General features: G+C 69.8%; 16 protein-coding genes and 1 riboswitch. Of the genes, 13 read left to right on the top strand and 3 right to left on the bottom strand.

Annotated elements, in window-relative coordinates; translation table 11 throughout:
• The first annotated feature begins 15 nt into the window (after nucleotides 1-15).
• From ACFT9I_RS02175 to ACFT9I_RS02150, 6 genes are all read left to right on the top strand, one after another.
• Nucleotides 16-1,377 (top strand): ABC transporter substrate-binding protein, encoded by a 1,362-nt coding sequence (locus ACFT9I_RS02175; protein WP_382559445.1) that lies wholly within the window; start codon nucleotides 16-18, stop codon nucleotides 1,375-1,377.
• Nucleotides 1,378-1,441: 64 nt separating this feature from the next.
• Nucleotides 1,442-2,389, top strand: coding sequence for a carbohydrate ABC transporter permease (locus tag ACFT9I_RS02170; protein WP_382559443.1), 948 nt, complete (start codon nucleotides 1,442-1,444; stop codon nucleotides 2,387-2,389).
• 2 nt (nucleotides 2,390-2,391) lie between these two features.
• Nucleotides 2,392-3,282 (top strand): carbohydrate ABC transporter permease, encoded by an 891-nt coding sequence (locus ACFT9I_RS02165; protein WP_382559441.1) that lies wholly within the window; start codon nucleotides 2,392-2,394, stop codon nucleotides 3,280-3,282.
• Nucleotides 3,279-4,124 (top strand): ribokinase, encoded by an 846-nt coding sequence (locus ACFT9I_RS02160; protein WP_382559439.1) that lies wholly within the window; start codon nucleotides 3,279-3,281, stop codon nucleotides 4,122-4,124. The genes ACFT9I_RS02165 and ACFT9I_RS02160 overlap by 4 nt, the downstream gene beginning before the upstream one ends.
• 8 nt (nucleotides 4,125-4,132) lie before the next feature.
• Nucleotides 4,133-6,067: a choice-of-anchor Q domain-containing protein gene (locus tag ACFT9I_RS02155; RefSeq protein WP_382559437.1), complete on the top strand. Its 1,935-nt coding sequence runs from the start codon at nucleotides 4,133-4,135 to the stop codon at nucleotides 6,065-6,067.
• Nucleotides 6,068-6,182: 115 nt separating this feature from the next.
• Entirely contained in the window at nucleotides 6,183-7,016 is an 834-nt protein-coding gene (locus tag ACFT9I_RS02150) for a hypothetical protein (RefSeq protein WP_382559435.1), read from the top strand.
• A 129-nt stretch (nucleotides 7,017-7,145) separates the two neighbouring features.
• Here ACFT9I_RS02150 and ACFT9I_RS02145 read toward each other — a convergent pair whose 3' ends face one another.
• Nucleotides 7,146-7,871 (bottom strand): acyclic terpene utilization AtuA family protein, encoded by a 726-nt coding sequence (locus ACFT9I_RS02145; protein ID WP_382559434.1) that lies wholly within the window; start codon nucleotides 7,869-7,871, stop codon nucleotides 7,146-7,148.
• A 230-nt stretch (nucleotides 7,872-8,101) separates the two neighbouring features.
• On the opposite strand from ACFT9I_RS02145, the gene ACFT9I_RS02140 reads away from it, so the two are divergent.
• The 3 genes from ACFT9I_RS02140 to ACFT9I_RS02130 all read left to right on the top strand — a co-directional run bounded on the left by ACFT9I_RS02140 (nucleotide 8,102) and on the right by ACFT9I_RS02130 (nucleotide 11,885).
• A complete protein-coding gene (locus ACFT9I_RS02140) occupies nucleotides 8,102-9,061 on the top strand; it encodes a 5-dehydro-4-deoxyglucarate dehydratase (RefSeq protein ID WP_382559432.1) in 960 nt (319 codons plus the stop codon).
• A complete protein-coding gene (locus ACFT9I_RS02135; RefSeq protein WP_382559623.1) occupies nucleotides 9,058-10,458 on the top strand; it encodes a gluconate:H+ symporter in 1,401 nt (466 codons plus the stop codon). The genes ACFT9I_RS02140 and ACFT9I_RS02135 overlap by 4 nt, the downstream gene beginning before the upstream one ends.
• An 89-nt stretch (nucleotides 10,459-10,547) precedes the next feature.
• Nucleotides 10,548-11,885, top strand: coding sequence for an enolase C-terminal domain-like protein (locus ACFT9I_RS02130; RefSeq protein WP_382559430.1), 1,338 nt, complete (start codon nucleotides 10,548-10,550; stop codon nucleotides 11,883-11,885).
• 41 nt (nucleotides 11,886-11,926) lie between these two features.
• On the opposite strand, the gene metE is transcribed toward ACFT9I_RS02130, so the two are convergent.
• Nucleotides 11,927-14,251: a 5-methyltetrahydropteroyltriglutamate--homocysteine S-methyltransferase gene (gene metE, locus ACFT9I_RS02125; RefSeq protein ID WP_382559429.1), complete on the bottom strand. Its 2,325-nt coding sequence runs from the start codon at nucleotides 14,249-14,251 to the stop codon at nucleotides 11,927-11,929.
• Nucleotides 14,252-14,410: 159 nt separating this feature from the next.
• Nucleotides 14,411-14,632: riboswitch (cobalamin riboswitch) on the bottom strand.
• A 152-nt stretch (nucleotides 14,633-14,784) separates the two neighbouring features.
• On the opposite strand from metE, the gene metF reads away from it, so the two are divergent.
• The 3 genes from metF (at nucleotide 14,785) to ACFT9I_RS02110 (ending at nucleotide 18,289) form a co-directional block, all read left to right on the top strand.
• A complete protein-coding gene (gene metF / locus ACFT9I_RS02120; RefSeq protein WP_382559427.1) occupies nucleotides 14,785-15,711 on the top strand; it encodes a methylenetetrahydrofolate reductase [NAD(P)H] in 927 nt (308 codons plus the stop codon).
• Nucleotides 15,708-16,175: a GNAT family N-acetyltransferase gene (locus ACFT9I_RS02115; protein ID WP_382559425.1), complete on the top strand. Its 468-nt coding sequence runs from the start codon at nucleotides 15,708-15,710 to the stop codon at nucleotides 16,173-16,175. Before metF ends, ACFT9I_RS02115 begins: the two co-directional genes overlap by 4 nt.
• Nucleotides 16,176-16,777: 602 nt before the next feature.
• The gene (locus ACFT9I_RS02110) at nucleotides 16,778-18,289 is read left to right on the top strand and encodes an FAD-binding oxidoreductase (RefSeq protein ID WP_382559423.1); all 1,512 of its coding nucleotides are present in this window, start codon (nucleotides 16,778-16,780) and stop codon (nucleotides 18,287-18,289) included.
• 47 nt (nucleotides 18,290-18,336) lie between these two features.
• On the opposite strand, the gene ACFT9I_RS02105 is transcribed toward ACFT9I_RS02110, so the two are convergent.
• Complete coding sequence (locus tag ACFT9I_RS02105; RefSeq protein WP_382559421.1) at nucleotides 18,337-19,419, bottom strand: aldo/keto reductase; 1,083 nt, start codon at nucleotides 19,417-19,419, stop codon at nucleotides 18,337-18,339.
• A gap of 207 nt (nucleotides 19,420-19,626) precedes the next feature.
• Between ACFT9I_RS02105 and ACFT9I_RS02100 the strand changes: the two genes are divergently transcribed.
• Nucleotides 19,627-20,544, top strand: a complete 918-nt coding sequence (locus ACFT9I_RS02100; protein ID WP_382559419.1) for an AraC family transcriptional regulator N-terminal domain-containing protein — start codon at nucleotides 19,627-19,629, stop codon at nucleotides 20,542-20,544.
• Nucleotides 20,545-20,546 lie beyond the last annotated feature (2 nt).

Below are 20,546 nucleotides of genomic sequence, written 5' to 3'. Positions count from 1 at the left end.
TCAGAGAGGACCGTCATGAAGCTTTCCGTCCTTCCCCGCCCTGTCAGGGCGGCCACACAACTCGTCGGTGGCGCCGTCGCCGTGGCCCTGCTGGTCACCGGCTGCGGCTCCGGGTCCGACTCGGCCGGCAGCGCACAGCGGCCCGCCGGTCTCACCGCCGCGGACAGCCTCAAGGACCCGAGCAAGCCGGTCACCATCACCTACGCCGGTGCCGCCTACTCGGCGGACGACATCAAGCCGGTGCTCGCGGCCTTCCACCAGGAACACCCGAACATCACCGTCAAGTACCAGGCGGTCCCGTTCGACCAGTTCAACAGTGTGCTCAGCACCCGGCTGAGCCGCCAGGACTCGACCCTCGACGTCTTCGACGTCGACATGCCCCGTACCGACGCCTACCAGGCACGGGGCTGGCTCACCGATCTGTCCTCGGCATTCCCCGACCTGGCGGGCAAGGTCGACAAGACCTCACAGGAGGCAGCGACCAGCGACGGAAAGCTCGTCGCGCTGCCCTACCAGACGTCGAGCCAGCTTCTCTACTACAACAAGGCCCTTCTTGAGAAGGCCGGCATTCCTCTCCCGTCGGCGAAGCCCGCCGACCGCCTGACCTGGGAGAAGGTCACCGCCGACGCCAAGAAGACCCAGCAGGCCGGCGCCAAGTGGGGGCTGCTGTTCGATCAGGTCAACCGCTACTACCAGCTGCAGCCCCTGGCCGAGAGCCTCGGCGGCGGCTCGGGCGCAGGCGGCACCAAGGACCTCACTCCCGAACTGCAGACCGCGGGCTGGGAGAAGGCGATGACCTGGTACGGCTCGCTGTACAAGGACAAGATCTCCCCCCGGGGCGTACCGGTGGCACAGACCCCCGACCTCTTCGCCTCGGGCCAGGTGGCCTTCTTCCCGGGCGGCCCCTGGTGGGCGACCAAGTTCACCGACAACGCCAAGCTGGACTTCGGCGTCACCGCCTACCCGTACTTCAAGGACGGCAAGCCTGTCACGCCCACCGGTGGATGGTCCCTCGGCCTGAATCCCGCGAGCAAGCAGGCGGTCGCCTCCGAGATCTTCATGAAGTACATGGCACTCGACAACGGCGGGTTCGCCCAGCACATGTCCAGCCTCGCCGTGCCGCCCTCCAACACAGCGGGCACAGCGGCCTTCTACGACCAGAAGGTCTTCAAGGACCCCCGCATGGCGGGCGCCGTCGAACTGACCAAGTACGAGCTGGCCAACACCGCGACACTGCGCGCCAGGACCGCCGGCTACGTCGAGTTCGAGGACACCCTGTCCAAGACCTTCGACGACATCAGCAACGGCGCCTCCGCGAGCAGCGCGCTGTCCTCCGCCACCAGCACGATCAACCAGGCATGGGCCAAGTACCGCTGACCCGTGTGAACCGACCGGCCGGAGCGAGCCGACAGAACTCCGGCCGGCGGGAGGGACATCCGCAATGACACTCACCACCCAGCCTCCGGAAGCCGGAGGGACAGCTCCGCCGCCACTCGGCAAGGGCAGCCTTCACCGGCGCAGGCTCGTAGGCAACCTCAGCGCCGCGGCCATCTTCCTGACGCCCGCTCTCGCGCTCATCATCGTGCTGCGGCTCGTCCCGGTCATCCAGGCCGTCAACGACGCCACCCACACCAGCCTCCCCGGCAGCACCCTGCCGCCACGCTCCGTGGGCCTGGACAACTTCACGGCACTCTTCCACTCCGAGGCCTTCTGGTCGTCCGTCCAGCAGACCTTGATCTTCAACGTCATCGTCAACCCGCTGCAGATCGCGCTGGCACTCGCCCTCGCCGTACTCCTCACCCAGAACCTGCCGGCGACCGGTATCTGGCGCACACTGATCTTTCTGCCCGCCGCGGTCCCCATGACCGGTTCCGCGGTGGTGTGGGGCATCGCCCTGCGCCCGGACGGCCCCGTCAACGCGGGACTCGCCTCCGTCGGCATCGGCCAGCAGCCCTTCCTCACCGGGCAGGGACAGGTCGTCGCGAGCCTCATCCTCATCGCCAGCTGGATCGGCGTCGGATACTGGATGATCTTCCTCATCGCCGGGCTCAACGACATCCCGGCCGTGTACTACGAAGCGGCCGCGATCGACGGTGCCGGGCCCCTGCGCCGGTTCTGGTCCGTGACGCTTCCCCTGCTCCGCCGACCGCTGCTGTTCGTCCTGGTCGCCGACACCGTCTCGAACTTCGTCCTGTTCGCGCCCATGCAGATCCTCACCGACGGGGGACCACAAGGAAAGTCGAACTTCCTGATGTACGACATCTTCCACAACAGCTTCGAGCTGTCCGATCCGCACACCGCCGCGGCGGAACTCCTCGTGCTGCTCGCCCTGATGATCGTCATCGTCGGGGTCCAGTTCCGGCTGCTGCGCAGTGCGGAGGGGAGCTGACCATGAACCGCACCCCGCTTCCGCACGCCGTTTCCGCCCCCGACTCATCACCGGCCCGGGGACCCGGCCGGACAGGCCGTGTCGTACTGGCCGTCGTCGCCGTCCTGGTGGCCCTCGCCTTCCTGCTGCCGGTGCTCTGGCTCATCGCCAGCACGTTCCGCAGTGCCAACGAGACCTTCGCCAGCAGTTCGTCCCTGAACTGGCACATGCTGTGGCCCGAACACTGGACTCTCAAGAACATTCACTCGGCGATCGACAACGGCTTTCTGCGCAACCTCTCCAACAGCGTGATCGTCGCGGCCCTGACCGTCGTTGTCGGCATCGTGATCTCCGCGATGGCGGCTTTCGCCCTGGCGGTCGTCGACTTCCCCGGCCGTAAATTCGTCTTCGGCATGGTCGTGCTGAGTTTCCTCGTACCTTTCGAAGCCATCGCCATTCCCCTGGCACACACGTTCAGCGACTGGGGCCTCACCAACAGCATTCCCGCTCTTGTCCTCCCCGGACTCGGGAACGGACTGGCGATCTTCACACTCCGTCAGTTCTTTCTGGGCATCCCGTCGGAGCTGGCCGAAGCCGCACGCGTCGACGGTGCCGGATGGCCCCGGATCTTTCTCAAGATCTATCTGCCGCTGACGCGCCCGGCGCTCATCGGCACCGGTCTGATCCTCTTTCTCTTCCAATGGCAGGCCTATCTCTGGCCCATCCTCGTCACCACCACCGACGGCAAGGATCTCGCGCCCGTCGCCATCGCCAAGACCTTCAACGCGTTCAGCAGCGACTACGGCCGCGTGTTCGCCGAGACAGCCGTACTCGCGGTCATTCCCGCGGTGATCCTGCTCGGCCTGCAGCGCTACTTCGTCGCATCGGTCGCCACCACCGGGAGCAAGAATTGAACCGCGTAGCCGTGGTCGGATCCGCGAACCTCGACCTGGTCGCCCATACCTCTCGTCGCCCCGCTCCGGGCGAAACCGTCCTGGGCACCGGTTATCACCAGCACCCGGGCGGGAAAGGCCTCAATCAGGCGGTCGCCGCGGCCACCATGACCACGACGGCGTTCGTCGGCCGCCGCGGATCCGACGACGCCGGCAGGGGGCTGGCGGCCGAGCTGGTACGGCACGGGGTCGACACTTCCCAGTTCCTCGCCGTCGAAGGACCCAGCGGGCACGCCCTGATCACTGTGACACCCGACGGTGAGAACAGCATCACCGTGCTTCCGGAGGCGAACCACCTGCTGCTACCGGCCGACGCCACCCAGGCGCTCGACGTCCTCGCGCCTCGTCTCGTTCTCACCCAACTGGAGATTCCGCGGGAGACCACCGAGGCCACGGCACGGTGGGCGGTCACTCATGGCGTACGGCTGATGCTCAACGCCAGCCCCAGTGCCGCCCTGCCCGAACACGTCCTCGCCGCCGCGGATCCCCTCGTCGTCAACCTGACCGAGGCGCGGCAACTGACCGGCGCCGACACCCCGACGGACGCCGCGAGGCTCCTCGCGGAGCTGTGCGTGTCCGCCGTCATCACCCTCGGTTCCGACGGCTCTCTCGTCGTGGAGAAGGGTCGGACGACCCACCTTCCCGCACCGAGTCTGACGCCCGTCGACACCACAGGAGCGGGCGATGTGTTCGCGGGTGTGACAGCGGCTCAGCTCGCCCACGGAACCGGCCTCGCCGAAGCGGCGCGACAGGCGACCCAGGCGGCAGCCCAGGCCATCCAGACACCGCGGTCCAGCCGATAGGAGCACCCGTGCACCTCAGAGACCACGCACCACGTCGAGTCAGAGACCACACACCACGTCGAATACGACACCTGCGAACCGCCGCCGCGGGCCTCGTCGGCACCGTCCTCGCCACGCTTGCCGCGACGAATCCGGCGCACGCCGTTCCCACTTCCGCCCCGACCGCCGTGGTCCGGGCGGCAGCCGTACCGCCCTCGACGACCGGTGCCCGGCTCCAGACCTCGGGCAACCCGACTCCCGTGGGAAACGGGACGGTCCGCTACCTGGACTCGCAGGCCGGCGACGACAGCGCGGCGGGCACCACCCCGGCGACCGCGTGGAAGACACTCAACCGTGTCACCGCCGCGTCGCCGGCACCCGGCGACGTGGTCGCCCTGCGCCGAGGCCAGACCTTCACCGGCAGCGCGACGCTGGGCGGCTCAGGCACCGCCTCCGCCCCCATCACCGTTACCGCGTTCGGCACCGGGGCCCCGCCGACCCTGTCGAACCCCGGGGGCTGGAACATGCTGCAGCTCGCGGGCAGCCACATCGAGGTCACCCAACTGCGCTTCGCGGACGGTGCCGTCTTCGACAACGCGGACGGGCAGGGCATCACCGGGCCCAAGTACCGGCTCAGCGGCGCGATCGCCGTCACCGGACCGGCCGGGTCCGCGCACATCCACGACAACGAGTTCACCCAGGTCGGCGTCGGGGTGAAGACCTATGCCCTCGGCACCCGGATCGACCACAACTCCTTCCACGACCTGAAGATCGCCTTCAGAGGCATGGACGCGGGAGCCGAGACGTCCTACGGAGCCCTCGGCGTCTCGATCAACAACAGCGACGCCCAGGTCAGCTTCAACCGGTTCGTCAACTGCCGTTCCACCGACAGCCCGTACGGAGCGGACGGCGGCGCGGTCGAGATCGAGGGCTTCGACCACGCCAAGAACGACATCACGATCGACCACAACTACTCGTCGGGCTCGCAGGGCTTTCTCGAGGTGACCGAGACCACCACCTCGAACGTCAGCCTGCTCTACAACATCAGCGACGACTATCAGCAGTTCGTGGCCTTCGACACGACCACCCAGCCGTCCGGATACCGGGTCGACCACAACACGGTCGTACGGGCCCGAGGCGACAACCAGACGCAATTCGCCATCTACTTCTACCGCGAACCGGGCCCCGACCCGACGGACTCCTGGCTCTCCCTCACCAACAACATCTTCTACCTGACGTCAGGGGTGGTCCTCCACGACTACGACTGGCCGCACGACCACAACCTCGTCCTTGGCACGCTCGGTTACGCGCCCGGCCCCGGCGACATCCAGGCCGACCCCCAGTTCACCGACACCGCGGGCGGCGACTACCGGCCCGGCCCGACGAGCCCGGCCAGGGACAACGGCACCGCGGCGACAGCCGCCACCGACATCTACGGCAACAACAGCACGGTGGGGCCCGGGTCCGACATCGGCGCGGTGGAGGCGCAGAACGCGCCGGCGGCGGGGGCCGACGCCGTGGCCGACGGCGGCTTCGAACAGCAGACGGCCATCACCGCGACCAGTTCGCCCTGGGTGGCGGACGGCAGCCCGCAGTCCGGCGTGGACGTCGCCCAGGGCACGGCACACACCGGCCAGGACAACGCCTGGATCACCTCCACCGACCAGACGGGCTGGGGCGCGGTCAAGCAGAACGTCCCTGTCGTCGCCGGCGCCACGTACCGACTGACCGCCTGGGTGAAGAACTCCGGGAACATCGACCACGGCTGGCTCGGTGCCAAGACGGCCCAGGGAACCGTGATCAACGAGATCAGCCACGGCGGCAGCCCGGACTGGACGCGTTTCGTCCTCACGGTGAAGCCAGGCACGGCCACACAACTCTCCCTGTACGTCGGTTACTACGGTCCGGTCGGTCAGAGCGCGTGGGAGCGGATCGATGACGTCACACTGCGGAGGATCAGCTGACCCGGCCTCGAAGTCGGCCTCGGACGCGGCCTCGGAGCCGGGCGGGCGGGGGCAGGACGCCGATACTGGATGCCGCACCGGACGATCCGGCCGGCACCCGCACAAGGAGACATCGGTGGACGACGAGAGCCCCAGCACGGACGTGACCCTGTGGGCCACGCTGGACGAGCACGCTGCCGGGCCGCGAGGGGATCTCCTCGCCCACTGGTTCCGTACCGCGCTGGACCGGCTCTTCCCGGCGGACGCCGAGGCCGACTCGTACGCGCTGGTCACGCAGTCGATCAGCGGCGGGCATGAGATCCGGGTCCGGGACGTCCGGGCCAACTGGCAGGTGCTCGCCGACGCGCTGCGGCCGCTGCCGTTCTACGCGGCGGCGGGCTTCCACGAGCCCTCCGAGGACGCGGACTCCTGGGTCGACGTCGTCGGCCGCCTCGGCGGCACCCAGACGAGCGGCGGCGGACACACCGAACTGTCCGCGGATCTCCGGGCCGGGGACCGGATCGCGGATCCCGCGTTCTGCGCGGGTCTCGTCGACTTCCTGGCCGTGGCCCTCGACGGAGCCAATCCGGCCTTCGCCCGGGTGGACCACCTCAACTTCCATGAGAGCACCGACCTGGAGGCCACGCTGAGACGCGCCCGGCGCAAGTCCCGGAGGGAGTCCCGCACCCTGCTGCGCGGCTACTCCTGGGTCACCGGCGTCCCCGCCGAACTGGCCGCCCGGCTCGGCGGCGCCCGCTCCCTGGCGGCGACCGGCGCGTTCCACGACGTACGGGAGCTGACCGGCGGCGGGCTGTTGCTCCAGGCCAGCGACACCCTCGCCGGATACGACGAGCGGAGTATGCACGCGGTGTTCCGCGCCCTCGCACCGGTGCTCCCGCCGGGCATGCCGGGCAGGGCCCCCGCCCGGCCCGACCCACGGGTGGTCTTCGAGGACGCGGCAGAGGTCTGAGCGCCCGCGCCGGGCGGCGCGGCGTGGCGGCCAACGAGGCCAGCGGAACGTGGTGTTGCCCGGCGTGGATGTCGCGATCCCGGAGGCTGCCCTGGCTGACGGGCCGTGGGTAGGAGACCTTGACGACGTTCAGGGACGGGATACGGAAGATCCGTACGTGGTCGGCTCGGATCCCATGGCGAAGGCCAGGCTCGGCAGGTACGGCATGTCGGGGAGCGGCAGGTGCAGCATGAGCGGGTTGGCGATCTTCGCGACGGCTGTGGCCGTCGACTGCGCGGGGGCGCGGACCAGCAGCGTGACGCCGACCTCGCGGGGTGGGCGGTCGGCCGGGTCGATGTCTTCCAGGACGGCGTTGTGGCCGTAGAGCCGGATGTCGAAGTCGTACTCGGTGGCGCCGAGTCCGAGGGTGTCGGCGACGCGCTCGGTGAGGATCTTGCGCAGAAAGGCCGCCCACTCCTCGATGCCGGCGAGGATGTGGTCGTCGCGGATCGCGGTGAAGGACATGGTCTCGTGGCCGACGAGCCGGGCTCCCTCCAGCTTGATCGTGTGCTGCTCGGCGGGGTGGAACAGCGATCCCTCGACCCGTACGCGCCGGTGGTCCAGGGTCGTGTACGAGGCTCCGCCGACGTCCAGCTCTCCCGCGAGTTCCCTCATACGGAACGGATCGACCGTCTCGACGATCTTCGCGGCGTGCCAGGTGGGGCCGGGAGGCATGCCCAGGGGGTACGCCGCCGCGACGGCGGTGTCGGTGGCACGCCCGGCGAGTACGACGTCCGCCCCGCCGCGCAGGGCCTCCTCGATCGGCTCGTGCCCCGTCATCCCGACGATGTGGCGGCAGTCCCGGAGGGTGGCCACGTCGAGCGGTTGCGCGGGAGCCGGCGGGTGGATCGCCCGTGATTCCAGGCGGCCGAGGAGGCCGGCGCCGGGCCCGGTCCGCCTCCGGGTCCGGCGGACTACGTCGTGGGGTCGTGGGTCGCTGCGTGGGTGGGTCCGTGTGGGGTGACCCATTGACCTGCCCTGTTCATGGTTCTAGCCTGCATTCTCATACGTAGACGTCAGCTACATGGGAAAGCAGGGCCGGATCGATGGCAGGGCTGAGCGTGGAGACCGATGACGTGGCACAGCGGCTGCGTGAGGCGATGGCGAGCGGAGTGCTGTCCTTCCCAGTGACGAGCTTTCACGAGGACGGCGAACTCGACATGGAGGGCTATCGGGGGTACCTGGCCGCCCAGCTGGCCTCCGCACCCGGTGCGGTGTTCCCCGCCTGTGGAACAGGCGAGTTCAGCGGGCTGAACGAGGACGAGTACCGGGCGGTCGTCGCGGCCACCGTCGAGGTCGCCGACGGCCGGCTGCCCGTCGTCGCCGGCATCGGCTACGGCTGGGCGCAGGCACTGCGGTTCGCCCGGATCGCGGAAGAGGCGGGCGCCGACGCCCTGCTGGTGATGCCCCACTATCTGGTCGAGGCCCCGCAGGACGGCCTGGTGGAGCAGTTGCGCCGGATAGCCGGCGGCACCCGGCTGCCGCTCATCGCCTACCAGCGCGGCCCGGTCACCTTCACCCCGGAGGGGCTGCGCCGGATCGCGGACATCCCCACCGTCATCGGCCTCAAGGACGGCCACAGCGACCTCGACCGGCTCCAGCGCCTCACCCTGGCGGCGCCCGACGGCTTCCTCTTCTTCAACGGCGCGGCCACCGCCGAGATCCAGGCACGCGCGTACGCCACGGTCGGTGTCCCCGCCTACTCCTCCGCCGTCCACGCCTTCGCCCCCGAGATCGCCAACGCCTTCTTCGCCGCGCTGCGCGACGGTGACGACGCGACCGTGAACAAGCTCCTGCGCGACTTCTACGTCCCGTTCGTCGAGCTGCGGGACCGGGTGCCGGGCTACGCCGTCGCGCTGGTCAAGGCCGCCGCCCGGCTGCGCGGCCTGGCCGTCGGTCCCGTACGTGCCCCTCTCATCGACCCCGGCCTGGCCGACCTCGCCGACCTGGCGAAGATCCTCGACGACGGCCTGAACCTGGTCGGCGCCGTACGACGACGCGCCTGAGCCACGCGCCCGCGCCGTCACGAACCACAGTTCGACGCACAGTTCAAAGGGGAACTGCCATGCCTCTCGTCGTCGTCGGGATCAGCGTTCTGATCCTGCTGCTCCTCATGACCAAGCTGCGACTGAACGGCTTCGCGGCCCTTCTCCTCGTGGCCGTCGGCGTCGGCATCGTCCAGGGCATTCCGCTGGAGAAGATCCCTGACGTCCTCTCGGAGGGCATCGGCGGTCAGATCGGCGACACCATGCTCACCATCGGGCTCGGCGCCATGGTCGGCCGCGTGCTGGGGGACTCCGGGGCCGCACAGCGCATCGCCGGCACGCTCCTCGACGCCTTCGGCCCGCGCTGGGTCCAGGTGGCCATGGTCGTCACGTCCATGCTCATCGGCGTGACCATGTTCTACGAGGTCGCGTTCATCATCATCGTGCCGATCGCGTTCACCCTGGTGAGGGTCACCGGGGTGAACCTGCTCTGGGTCGGGCTGCCGATGTCCATCGCGCTGTCCACCATGCACAGCTTCCTGCCGCCGCATCCCGGCCCCACCGCCGTCGCCTCGACCTTCCACGCGTCGGTCGGACTGACCCTGTTCTACGGCCTGTTCATCGCCATCCCCGTCGGTGCGCTCATCTCGCTCGTGTGGCCGCGCCTGCCCTTCATCAGGGCGATGAACCCCAGCATCCCCAAGGGCCTGGTCAGCGACCGCGAGTTCACCGACGAGGAGATGCCCGGCCTCGGCTGGTCCCTGTCCGCGACCCTCTTCCCCGTCGTACTCATCGCCGGCGCCGCGGTGACCGATCTGATCACCTCCGCCGACACCCCGGTCCTGCACTTCGTCGCCTTCATAGGCTCCGCGCCGATCGCGCTCCTGCTGACCCTCGCCCTCGCGGTCTGGGCGTTCGGACCACGGATCGGCCGCAGTCTCGCGGACGTCAGCGCCTCCTGCACCTCGGCCGCCCAGGCCATGGCGATGGTCCTCCTGGTGATCGGAGCGGGCGGCGCCTTCAAGAACGTCCTCGTCGAAGGCGGCATCGCCGACTACATCAAGGACGTCACGGACACCTGGTCGATCTCGCCGATCGTCCTCGCCTGGCTCATCGCGGTCATCCTCCGCGTCGCACTCGGCTCCGCGACGGTCGCCGTCGTGACGGCCTCCGGTGTGGTGCTGCCGCTCCTGGCGGGCAGCGGGGTCCACCCCGAGATCCTGGTCCTCGCCGTCTCGTGCGGCTCGATCGCCTTCTCCCATGTGAACGACCCCGGCTTCTGGTTGTTCAAGGAGTACTTCAACCTCTCGGTGATCGAGGCGATCAAGGTCCGTACCAGCTATACGACAGTGCTCGCGATTCTCGGCCTGGGCGGCGTTCTGGCCGTCGAGTCGGTCCTCGACGTCCTCAACCTCTGAAGTCCCCGACCAGCCCTGCCCCCCGACGACCTCCGTACTCACCGACCGGCCTCCGACCCCCGTACACCTTCGTCCGTAAGGTTTCCCTGATGAGCATCAGCAGCCAGCCAACCGTCACCGCGCTCTCCGTCTACCCGGTCGCCGGCCGGGACTGCATGGAGCTGAACCTCTCCGGCGCGCACGGTCCCTACTTCACCCGCAACGTGGTGGTCCTCCAGGACTCCGAGGGACGGACGGGCCTCGGCGAGGTGCCCGGCGGGGAGAAGATCACGCAGACGCTGCGCGACGCCGAGTCGCTCGTGCTCGGCGCGAAGGTCGGCGACTACAAGCGGGTCCTGCGCGAGATCGGGGACCGGTTCGCGGGCCGGGACTCGGGAGGCAGGGGCGGGCAGACCTTCGACCTGCGTACGACGGTCCACGCCGTCACCGCCGTCGAGTCGGCGCTCCTCGACCTCCTCGGACAGCACCTGGACGTGCCCGTCGCGGCACTCCTCGGCGACGGGCAGCAGCGCGACTCCGTACGCGTACTCGGCTACCTCTTCTACGTCGGTGACCCCGACCGGACCGACCTGGAGTACGCCCGTGAACCCGGCGCGGCCGAGGACTGGTACCGCGTCCGGCACGAGGAGGCCCTGACACCCGAGGCGATCGTGCGCCAGGCCGAGGCCACCCACGAGCTGTACGGCTTCCGGGACTTCAAGCTCAAGGGCGGTGTCCTGGACGGCGCCGAGGAGGTCAAGGCCGTACGCGCCCTCAAGGACCGCTTCCCCGAGGCCCGGATCACCCTCGACCCGAACGGCGCGTGGTCGCTGCGCGAGGCGGTCGAGCTGTGCCGGCCGCTGGTCGGCACGCTCGCCTACGCGGAGGACCCGTGCGGAGCCGAGGACGGCTACTCCGGGCGGGAGATCCTGGCCGAGTTCCGCCGTGCCACCGGTCTCCCCACGGCCACCAACATGGTCGCCACCGACTGGCGGCAACTGACCCACGCCCTGGCCCTGCAGTCGGTCTCCATCCCGCTGGCCGACCCGCACTTCTGGACCATGCAGGGCTCGGTCCGTGTCGCCCAGCTCTGTCACGCGGCCGGTCTGACCTGGGGCTGCCACTCCAACAACCACTTCGACATCTCCCTGGCCATGGTGACCCACTGCGGGGCCGCGGCCCCCGGCGACTACAACGCGCTCGACACCCACTGGATCTGGCAGGAAGGCCTGGAGCGGCTCACCACGGCCCCGCCACGCATCGTCGACGGCGAGATCGCCGTCCCCGACGCTCCCGGGCTGGGAGTCCGGCTCGACATGGACCGGCTCCTCGCGGCCCACGACCTCTACCGGGAGAAGGCACTCGGCGCGCGCGACGACGCCGCCGGGATGCGCTACCTGGTCCCCGACTGGAAGTTCGACGCGAAGCGCCCCTGTCTGGTGCGCTGAACGCCCGGGGGCACGCGACGCGTGCCCCCGGGCCCGTCGGGTCAGGAACCGTCGGCGGCCAGCTGCGCGCGGATCTCACGGGCGGCGGTGACGAGGTTCTCCAGGGAGGTCCTGGTCTCGGGCCAGCCGCGGGTCTTGAGTCCGCAGTCCGGGTTCACCCAGAGCCGGTCGGCGGGGATCGCCTCAAGTCCCTTACGAAGAAGGGCGGTTGCCTCTTCGGCGCTGGGGATGCGGGGGGAGTGGATGTCGTAGACGCCGGGTCCGGCTTCACGCGGGTAGCCGTGTGCGGCGAGTTCGCCCGCGACCTGCATGTGGGAGCGGGCCGCTTCGAGGCTGATGACGTCGGCGTCGAGGTCGTCGATGGCCTGGACGATGTCGCCGAACTCCGCGTAGCACATGTGGGTATGGATCTGCGTCTCCGGACGGACGCCGGCGGTGGTGAGGCGGAACGACTCGGTCGCCCACGCCAGGTAGTCGGCGTGGTCCGACGAACGCAGCGGCAGCGTTTCGCGCAGCGCGGGCTCGTCGACCTGGATCACCGAAGTGCCCGCCGCCTCAAGGTCGTTGACCTCGTCGCGCAGGGCGAGTGCGACCTGGCGGGCGGTGTCGCCGAGCGGCTGGTCGTCGCGGACGAAGGACCAGGCGAGCATCGTGACGGGGCCGGTGAGCATGCCCTTGACCGGCCGGTCGGTGAGTGACTGCGCGTACGACGTCCAGCGCACCGTCATCGGCTCCGGGCGCGAGATGTCTCCGGCGAGCACCGGCGGACGTACGTAACGCGTGCCGTACGACTGGACCCAGCCGTGCTGCGTGGCGACATAGCCGGTCAGCTGCTCCGCGAAATACTGGACCATGTCGTTGCGTTCGGGCTCGCCGTGCACCAGGACGTCGATACCGGTCTTCTCCTGGAAGGAGAGGACATCGCGGATCTCCTCCTTGATCCGCTCCTCGTAACCGGCGGTGTCGATCAGCCCCTTGCGCAAGTCGGCCCGCGCGGTGCGCAGTTCGGTGGTCTGCGGGAAGGACCCGATGGTGGTCGTGGGCAGTAGCGGCAGATTGAGGTGCGCCCGCTGGGCGGTGGTGCGCTGGGCGTACGGCTGCGAGCGCCGGCCGTCCGCGTCGGTGACGGCCGCGGTACGGGCGCGCACGGCCGGGTCACGGGTGAGCGCCGAGCCCGCGCGGGAGGCGAGAGCGGCGCGGTTGGCGGCGAGTTCGGCGGTGATCGCGCCGGTGCCCTCGGCCAGGGCGCGGGCCAGCGTCGCGACCTCGGTGCTCTTCTGGCGGGCGAACGCCAGCCAGTGGGCGATCTCCGGAGCGATGTCGCTCTCGGCGGTGGCGTCGAGCGGGACGTGCAGGAGGGAGCAGGAGGCGGCGACGTCCACCTGGTCGGCGAGGCCGAGGAGCGTGCCGAGGGTGGCCAGCGACTTCTCGAAGTCGTTGATCCAGATGTTGCGTCCGTTGACGACACCCGCGACCAGGCGCTTGCCGGTCAGCCCGCCGACGGCCGCGAGGTCTTCGAGATTCGCGGCGCCCGATTCGGTGAAGTCCAGGGCCAGGCCTTCGATCGGGGCCTTGGCGAGCACCGGAAGCGCGTCGCCGAGCCGCCCGAAGTAGGAGGCGACGAGCAGCTTCGGCCGGTCGGTGGCGCCGCCCAGATCGCGGTAGGCGCGGGTGGCGGCGTTCAGCTCGGCCGGGGTGCGGTCCTCGACCAGCGCGGGCTCGTCCAGCTGCACCCAGTCGGCGCCGGCGGCACGCAGGTCGGCCAGGACCTCCGCGTACACCGGCAGCAGCCGGTCCAGCAGCGTCAGCGGCTCGAAGTCCGCGGCCACGCCCGGCGCGGGCTTGGCCAGCAGGAGATAGGTGACGGGGCCGAGGAGCACGGGCCGGGCGGTGAGGCCGAGCGCGAGGGCTTCCCTCAGCTCGGCGACCTGCTTGGCGGAGTCGGCGGCGAAGACCGTGTCCGGCCCCAACTCGGGGACGAGATAGTGGTAGTTGGTGTCGAACCACTTCGTCATCTCCAGCGGCGCCACGTCCTGCGTGCCGCGCGCCATCGCGAAGTATCCCTCCAGCGCGTCGGCGTCGACCGCCGCACGGTGCCGCGCGGGAACAGCGCCGACCATGACGCTGGTGTCCAGCACATGGTCGTAGTACGAGAAGTCACCGGACGGCACTTCGTGGATACCGGCGTCGGCCAGTTGCCGCCAGTTCGAACGGCGAAGATCGGCGGCGGTCCTCCGGAGCGCGTCGGCGTCGACGCGGCCCTTCCAGTAGCCCTCGATGGCCTTCTTCAGTTCGCGGTTCTGTCCCTGGCGGGGGTAGCCGTACACGGTGGCCCGTGCTGCCGCGGCTGCGGACTGCGCTGTCACGGAACTCTCCTTCGCGAGATGTGTCCTGAACATCCCGGAGACGGGACGCGGACGCGAAGGGACGACCGATCGTGCGGACGCCTCGCGCGATTGCCACGCGTGCCGCTCGATATGTACGCCGACCCGCCCACGAGGTCACCGGAATGGCCGCGCGCGATCGGTCGCGCACGGGCAACGGGCAGGTCTTCGGACTCGTGGGCCCGTCTCGTATCGGTTACGAGACACCTACTGGCCGTCGCTTCCCAGACCCGGCCGGGCCCAGTGCGTATGACGGCGGTCGTTCCCACTCACCGCTGCGGGGCAGTCCCGGATTCCCACCGGGTTCCCTCTTACGACGTCCTGCCTGGCGGGCAGGAGCGAACCAGCTGCACTGAACAGCCTACGGGGGACGGACGGCGCCCACACACCGCTGCCCACAATCCGGACGTGATCCCGGAGGCGATCCCGGACGCGGGACGTGGCGGGCGGCCCGAAGCGGATATCAGCAATTGGACGGCGATCGGATCGCCCGTGGCAGCCATTAACCTGCGCACATGGCTCACGGTATTCCCAGCACAAGAGCGGACCGCGCTCTGTCCATCCGCGACCTCCTCGCCGCGGGCGGCCGTAGCTACTCCTTCGAGTTCATGCCGCCGCGCAGCGCGGCGGCCGAAGCCGGGCTGTGGACGGCGATCCGACGGCTGGAAGCACTGTCACCGGACTTCGTCTCGGTGACGTACGGCGCCGGTGGCTCGACGCGTGGCCGCACCATCGGCATGACCGGGCGGATCGCCCAGGAGACGACGCTCACCCCGGTCGCCCACCTCACGGCGGTCGACCACAGCGTCGCGGAGCTGCGTAACATCCTGGGCCACTACGCCGACCAAGGCGTCCGCAACATCCTCGCGCTGCGCGGCGACCCGCCCGGCGACCCGCTGGGCTCCTGGACGAAGCACCCGCAGGGGGTCGAGTACGCGGCCGAACTGGTCGAGCTGATCAAGGAATCCGGCAACTTCTGCGTCGGCGTCGCGGCCTTCCCCGAGATGCACCCGCGCTCCACCGACTGGGACATCGACATCCGCCACTTCGTCGACAAGTGCAGGGCCGGAGCCGACTACGCGATCACCCAGATGTTCTTCGACGTCGACGACTACCTGCGCTTCCGCGACCGGGTCGCGGCCGCCGGTTGCCCGACGCCGATCATCCCGGAGATCATGCCGGTCACCACGATCCGCTCACTGCGCCGCATTCCGAGCCTCAGCACCGCGGTCTTCCCGGCGGGGCTCGCCGAGCGGATGCTCGCCGTCGAGGACGACCCCAAGGCGGTCAGGGCGCTCGGTATCGACCACGCCACCGAGATGTGCCGTCGGCTGATCAGCGAGGAGGCTCCGGGTCTGCACTTCATGACCATGAACTTCTCCAAGGTGACGACGGAGATCTACCAGAATCTCGACCTGCGGCAGGAGCCACCGACGAGATGATCTCACTCCGTGAAGTGCGCGACAGCGACATGAACATCTTCTGGGAGCACCTGTCCGACCCCGCGGCGCAGCACGTGGCGGCGGTCACCAGGAAGTACCACTACGACCGGGGGCACTTCGACGACCACTGGGCGAGGATTCGTGCCAGCCCGGATGTGCTGATGCGTACCGTGCTCGCCGACGAGGAGGTGGTCGGTCATGTCGCGGTGTACGGGCCTCCGGACGAACGCGAGGTCACGTACTGGATCGGCCGGGCGCACTGGGGCCGGGGGGTCGCCACGGCGGCGCTCGCGGCACTGATCGACCTTGTGGGAACGCGGCCGTTGCACGCCCACGCGGCGGCGGACAACACGGGCTCGATCCGCGTACTGGAGAAGTGCGGCTTCGTCATCACCGGACAGGGGAGGGGCTTCGCCCAGGCCCGCGAAGGCGAGATCGACGAAGTTCTCCTCACCTTGAGCTGAATTCGGCGGGGGTTCGTCCCCGGGTCGGTGACGCCGCCCTGGCCGCTGTCGAGGTGCCCGCGACGTTGTTGACGAGCAGAGCGATGTCCCCGTGCCGGTCAAGCGTGTGGCCCACCAGGCGGGCCAGCCCGCCGGGGTGGCCAGGTCGATCTCCAGCGCGTCCGGTGTCGCGTCCCGAAGGGCGTCGGTAACCGTGCGGCTGGCCGTGCTGCGCTCCGCCGGACCGGTCACCTACCGGCGCCACGGCCGGAGTGTCCGCTACGCACTCGCCTCACCTGAAGCCGCCGACCTGGTGCGCAACCTGACCGGCCTCGCCGGCACCCAATCCGTGCACCCAGGACTGATCCCGGCAGACGCGTCGGCCAACCCACCCTCCAGGGAGGGAGCTTCTCGGGGTTCCGTACTGCCGGGCCGGGGCGGGGCGGGTCGTTCTGGACGTATGCCGCTTGCCCGTTCCCACTCGCGCGCACGGTGATCTTTCGCGTGAACCGTGATCATCCGAGAGTGTCGCGGTTCCTTCGGGTCCTCGTGTCGCTCCATCGTGAGCCTGCCCGCCACGAGGCGGGCCCATGGGATCACCGCAGGACAGAAAGGGAGCGACTGTGCAGATCAGCCGACGAGTCGTACTGCGCGGCGGCGTGGCCTCAGCAGCCGGGGCCGCCCTGGCCGAGGCGTACGCGAGCGGGCCGGCGGCGGCCGACACGGCACGGCGCCCCGAGCGCCACCAGCGCCCCGAGCACGCCGTCTGGCGGGAGTTGCGCCGGACGGTGAGCCCGGCAGCCCGGCTGTACCGGCCCGGCGATCAGGGCTATCCGGCCCACGCCACCCCCAACAACCAGCGCTATGCCTCCATCCGCCCCGCCGGAGTGCTCAACTGCGCCTCGCAGGACGACGTGGCAGCCGCGGTGCGCTGGTGCGCGAAGCACGGGGTGCCGTTCGCGCCCCGTTCCGGCGGCCACAACTACGCCGGATACTCGACCACCAGCGGCCTGGTGATCAGCCTGCGGCCGATCCGGCACGTGGTGCCGCAGGGTCGCCGACTGCGTCTGGGCGGCGGCGCCACCAACTCCGACGTGTACGCGGCCCGGGACGCCGGCCTGTACTTCCCCGGCGGGCGCTGCCCGGACGTCGGCGTGGCCGGCCTGACGCTCGGCGGCGGACTCGGCTTCAACGACCGCAAATGGGGCCTGACTTGTGACCGGCTCGTCGAAACCCGCGTCGTACTCTCCGACGGGACCGTGGTGCGTGCCGCCGACGACGAGAACGCCGACCTGTTCTGGGCCTGCCGCGGTGGCGCGGGCGGCAACTTCGGGATCAACACCTCCTTCGTCTTCGACGCCGTACCGGTGGACCGACTGCGCGCCACCGTCTTCGATCTCGCCTTCGACCTGCGAGCGGCGGTGCAGGTGATGGACGAGTTGCAGCACGTTCTCGACGCCGACCGCGGCTGCGACTTCGATCTGCGCATCGGCTTCAAGCACGCGGGCGAGGGCACGACCTCTCTGGCGCTGCTCGGCCACCGACTCGGTTCCGAGGAGGCCCTGCGCCGTGTCATCGGGCCACTGCTGAAGCTGCGCCCGGCAAAGGAGTTCATCGAGGAGCGCGGTTTCTGGACCGCGCAGGAGTACCTCATGGCGAGTACCGCCATGGAGTCCTACGCCTCCAAGTCCCTCGTCCCCGACCGGTGGTTGACCCCGGACACGGTGACGGCCGTCGCCGAATGGGCCCGCGCGTGGCGCCCCGGCCCGGCTCGGGCCACCGGCTTCGTGACGCTTTTCGCCATGGGCGGCTCCAGCGACGCGCCCCGCCCGGACGAAACGGCCTACCGCCACCGCGCGGCCACCTTCGTGATCGACATCGGCACCACATGGCATCCCGGCACCGCCCCCACCGAGGTGGAGGCCCTGCTGGCACAGACCCGCGCCGTGCACCGCACGCTCCGCCAACGCCTCCGTACCGACGCGGCGTACGTCAACTTCCCCGACCCGGAGCTACGTGACTGGCAGCACGCCTACTACGGCGCCAACTACGAGCGCCTGGTGGAGGTCAAGCGCCGGTACGACCCGGCCGGACTGTTCCGCTACGCGCAGGGTGTCGGCGGACCCCGGAGCTGACGTCTCGGCCTGTCGGGTCGTGGGGTGGGGGCGGGGCTCCCGGACGGTCAGTAGCGGACGTCGCTCTGCAACAGCGGCGGATATACGGCCGATTCCTCGCCGTCCACCGTGGCCCCGGCGAACTGCAGCATCGCGCGCCCCTCGCCGTGCATGGGCGCCGGGTAGTCGAGCGTCGGGGCGGAGACCTCGTCCAGGGCGCGCATGTGTTCCGGGCCCAGCGTGATCTCAAGGGCGGCGAGGTTGTCCTCCAGGTGCTCCACGCGCCGCGCTCCCAGGATCGGTACGACGATGCCCCGCCGGGCCCGCAGCCAGGCGAGGGACACCGCGGCGGAACTGGTGCCGAGTTCGTCGGCGACGGAGGCGACCGTGTCGATGACGGTGTACTCCAGCTCGTCGGGACCGCCGACGTAGGCGGAGCGGGCCGAGTCGGCGACCTCGGCGCCGCGCCGGTACTTGCCGGACAGGAAGCCGTTCTTCAGCGGGCTCCAGGGAGTCAGCGCCATGCCCTGGTCCCGTGCCAGCGGCGCGAGTTCGCCCTCCACGGTACGGGCCAGCAGCGAGTACTCGACCTGCAGCGCGATCAACGGAGTCCAGCCTCTGAGCAGCGCCACGGTCTGTGCCTGCGCGGTGACCCACGCCGGGGTGTTGGAGAAACCGATGTAGCGGATCTTGCCGGCCCGTACCAGGTCGTCGAGGGTACGCATGGTCTCCTCGATCGGGGTGTGGCGATCCCAGTTGTGCAACCAGTACAGGTCCAGGTAGTCGGTGCCCAGCCGCCGTAGCGACTCGTCGAGCTGGGCGACGATCGACCCCCGGCCCGCGCCGCCACCGTTGGGATCGCCGGGGAACATGTTGAAGAAGAACTTCGAGGCAAGCACCACGCGTGCACGCCGCCCGGGGTGTGCGGCGAGGTGGTCCCCGAGGATCTTCTCCGAGTGACCGTTGGTGTAGAAGTTCGCCGTGTCGATGAAGTTCCCGCCCCGGTCCAGATAGGCGGCCAGGATCTTCTCCGACTCCTCGACACCGCACCCGGCGCCCCCGGGGTCCTGCCCGAAGGTCATGGCGCCGAGTGCGAACGGGCTGACACGCAGCCCCGAGCGGCCAAGGGTGACGTACTGATCGAGTGACATGAGAGCCCACCTTCGGTTGTGTGAGTGCTTGCGCGAACGGACGAACGGACGAACGGACGGCTGTACGGCCACAGGAACGAACACCTCCAGCACACCTCACACCCCGTGGGCCGGGGTAGACCGATCCGCGCGAGGCTTTGCACAATCCTGCCGAGTTGGCCCGGATCAGGCTTGCCCAGGTCCGCCGCGAGTGCTTGCCTGATGTGTATGTCCACCACCACGTCGCCGCTCGACGAACTCAGGACGCTGATCGCGGCCCACGCCCGCCCGGACGGGGGAACGGCGATCGAGGGACTGCTGATGTCCCGCGTGGCGGACGTCGAGCCGGATCATTCACTGACCGAGCCGCTGCTGGTGGTCATGGCCCAGGGCGGCAAGCGGCTCCTGCTCGGCGACGAGGTGTACGAGTACCGCGCCGGCCAGTGCCTGATCGTCACCACGGATCTGCCCGTCACCGGCCACTTCCTCGGCGCCAGCCGAGAGCACCCGTCGCTCGCCCTGGGGCTCGTCCTACGGCCGGCCGCGATCGCCCCGCTTCTGCTGCAGAGCGCGGCCCCACGTCGTACGAGCCGCGAAGCCGTACCGCCGTCGATCGCCACCGGCGATGCCGGTCCCGAACTGCTCGACGCCGTAACGCGGTTGGTGCGGTTGCTCGACCACCCCGCCGATGTGCCGGTACTCGCACCGCTGATCGAGCGGGAGATCCTGTGGCGGCTGCTCCGCGGACCGCACGGCGGCATGATCCGCCAAATCGGCCTGCCCGACAGCAACTTGACCCATATCAACCGGGCGGTCCAATGGATCCGCGACAACTACGCCGAACCCCTGCGAGTCGACGACCTCGCCCGGCTGGTCGGAATGAGCACCTCGGCCTTCCACCGGCACTTCCGCACCATCACCGCCACCAGCCCGCTGCAGTTCCAGAAACGCATCCGACTGCAGGAGGCCCGCACCCTGTTGCTCGCCCACCCGGACGACGTCGCGGGCGCCGGACACCTCGTCGGCTACGACAGCCAGTCCCAGTTCACCCGCGAATACCGCCGCCTCTTCGGCGCCCCGCCCGGCCGCGACGCGGCGCGCCTGTCCGCCGCCGCCGATCCCCGCGAGGGCCGACGCCTGCCCTGAAG

The organism is Streptomyces sp. NPDC057137, from assembly GCF_042670825.1.
Classification (GTDB): Bacteria; Actinomycetota; Actinomycetes; order Streptomycetales; family Streptomycetaceae; genus Streptomyces.
The sequence above is the reverse complement of the archived record's forward strand: the minus strand, read 5'-3'. Positions and strand labels throughout refer to the sequence as shown.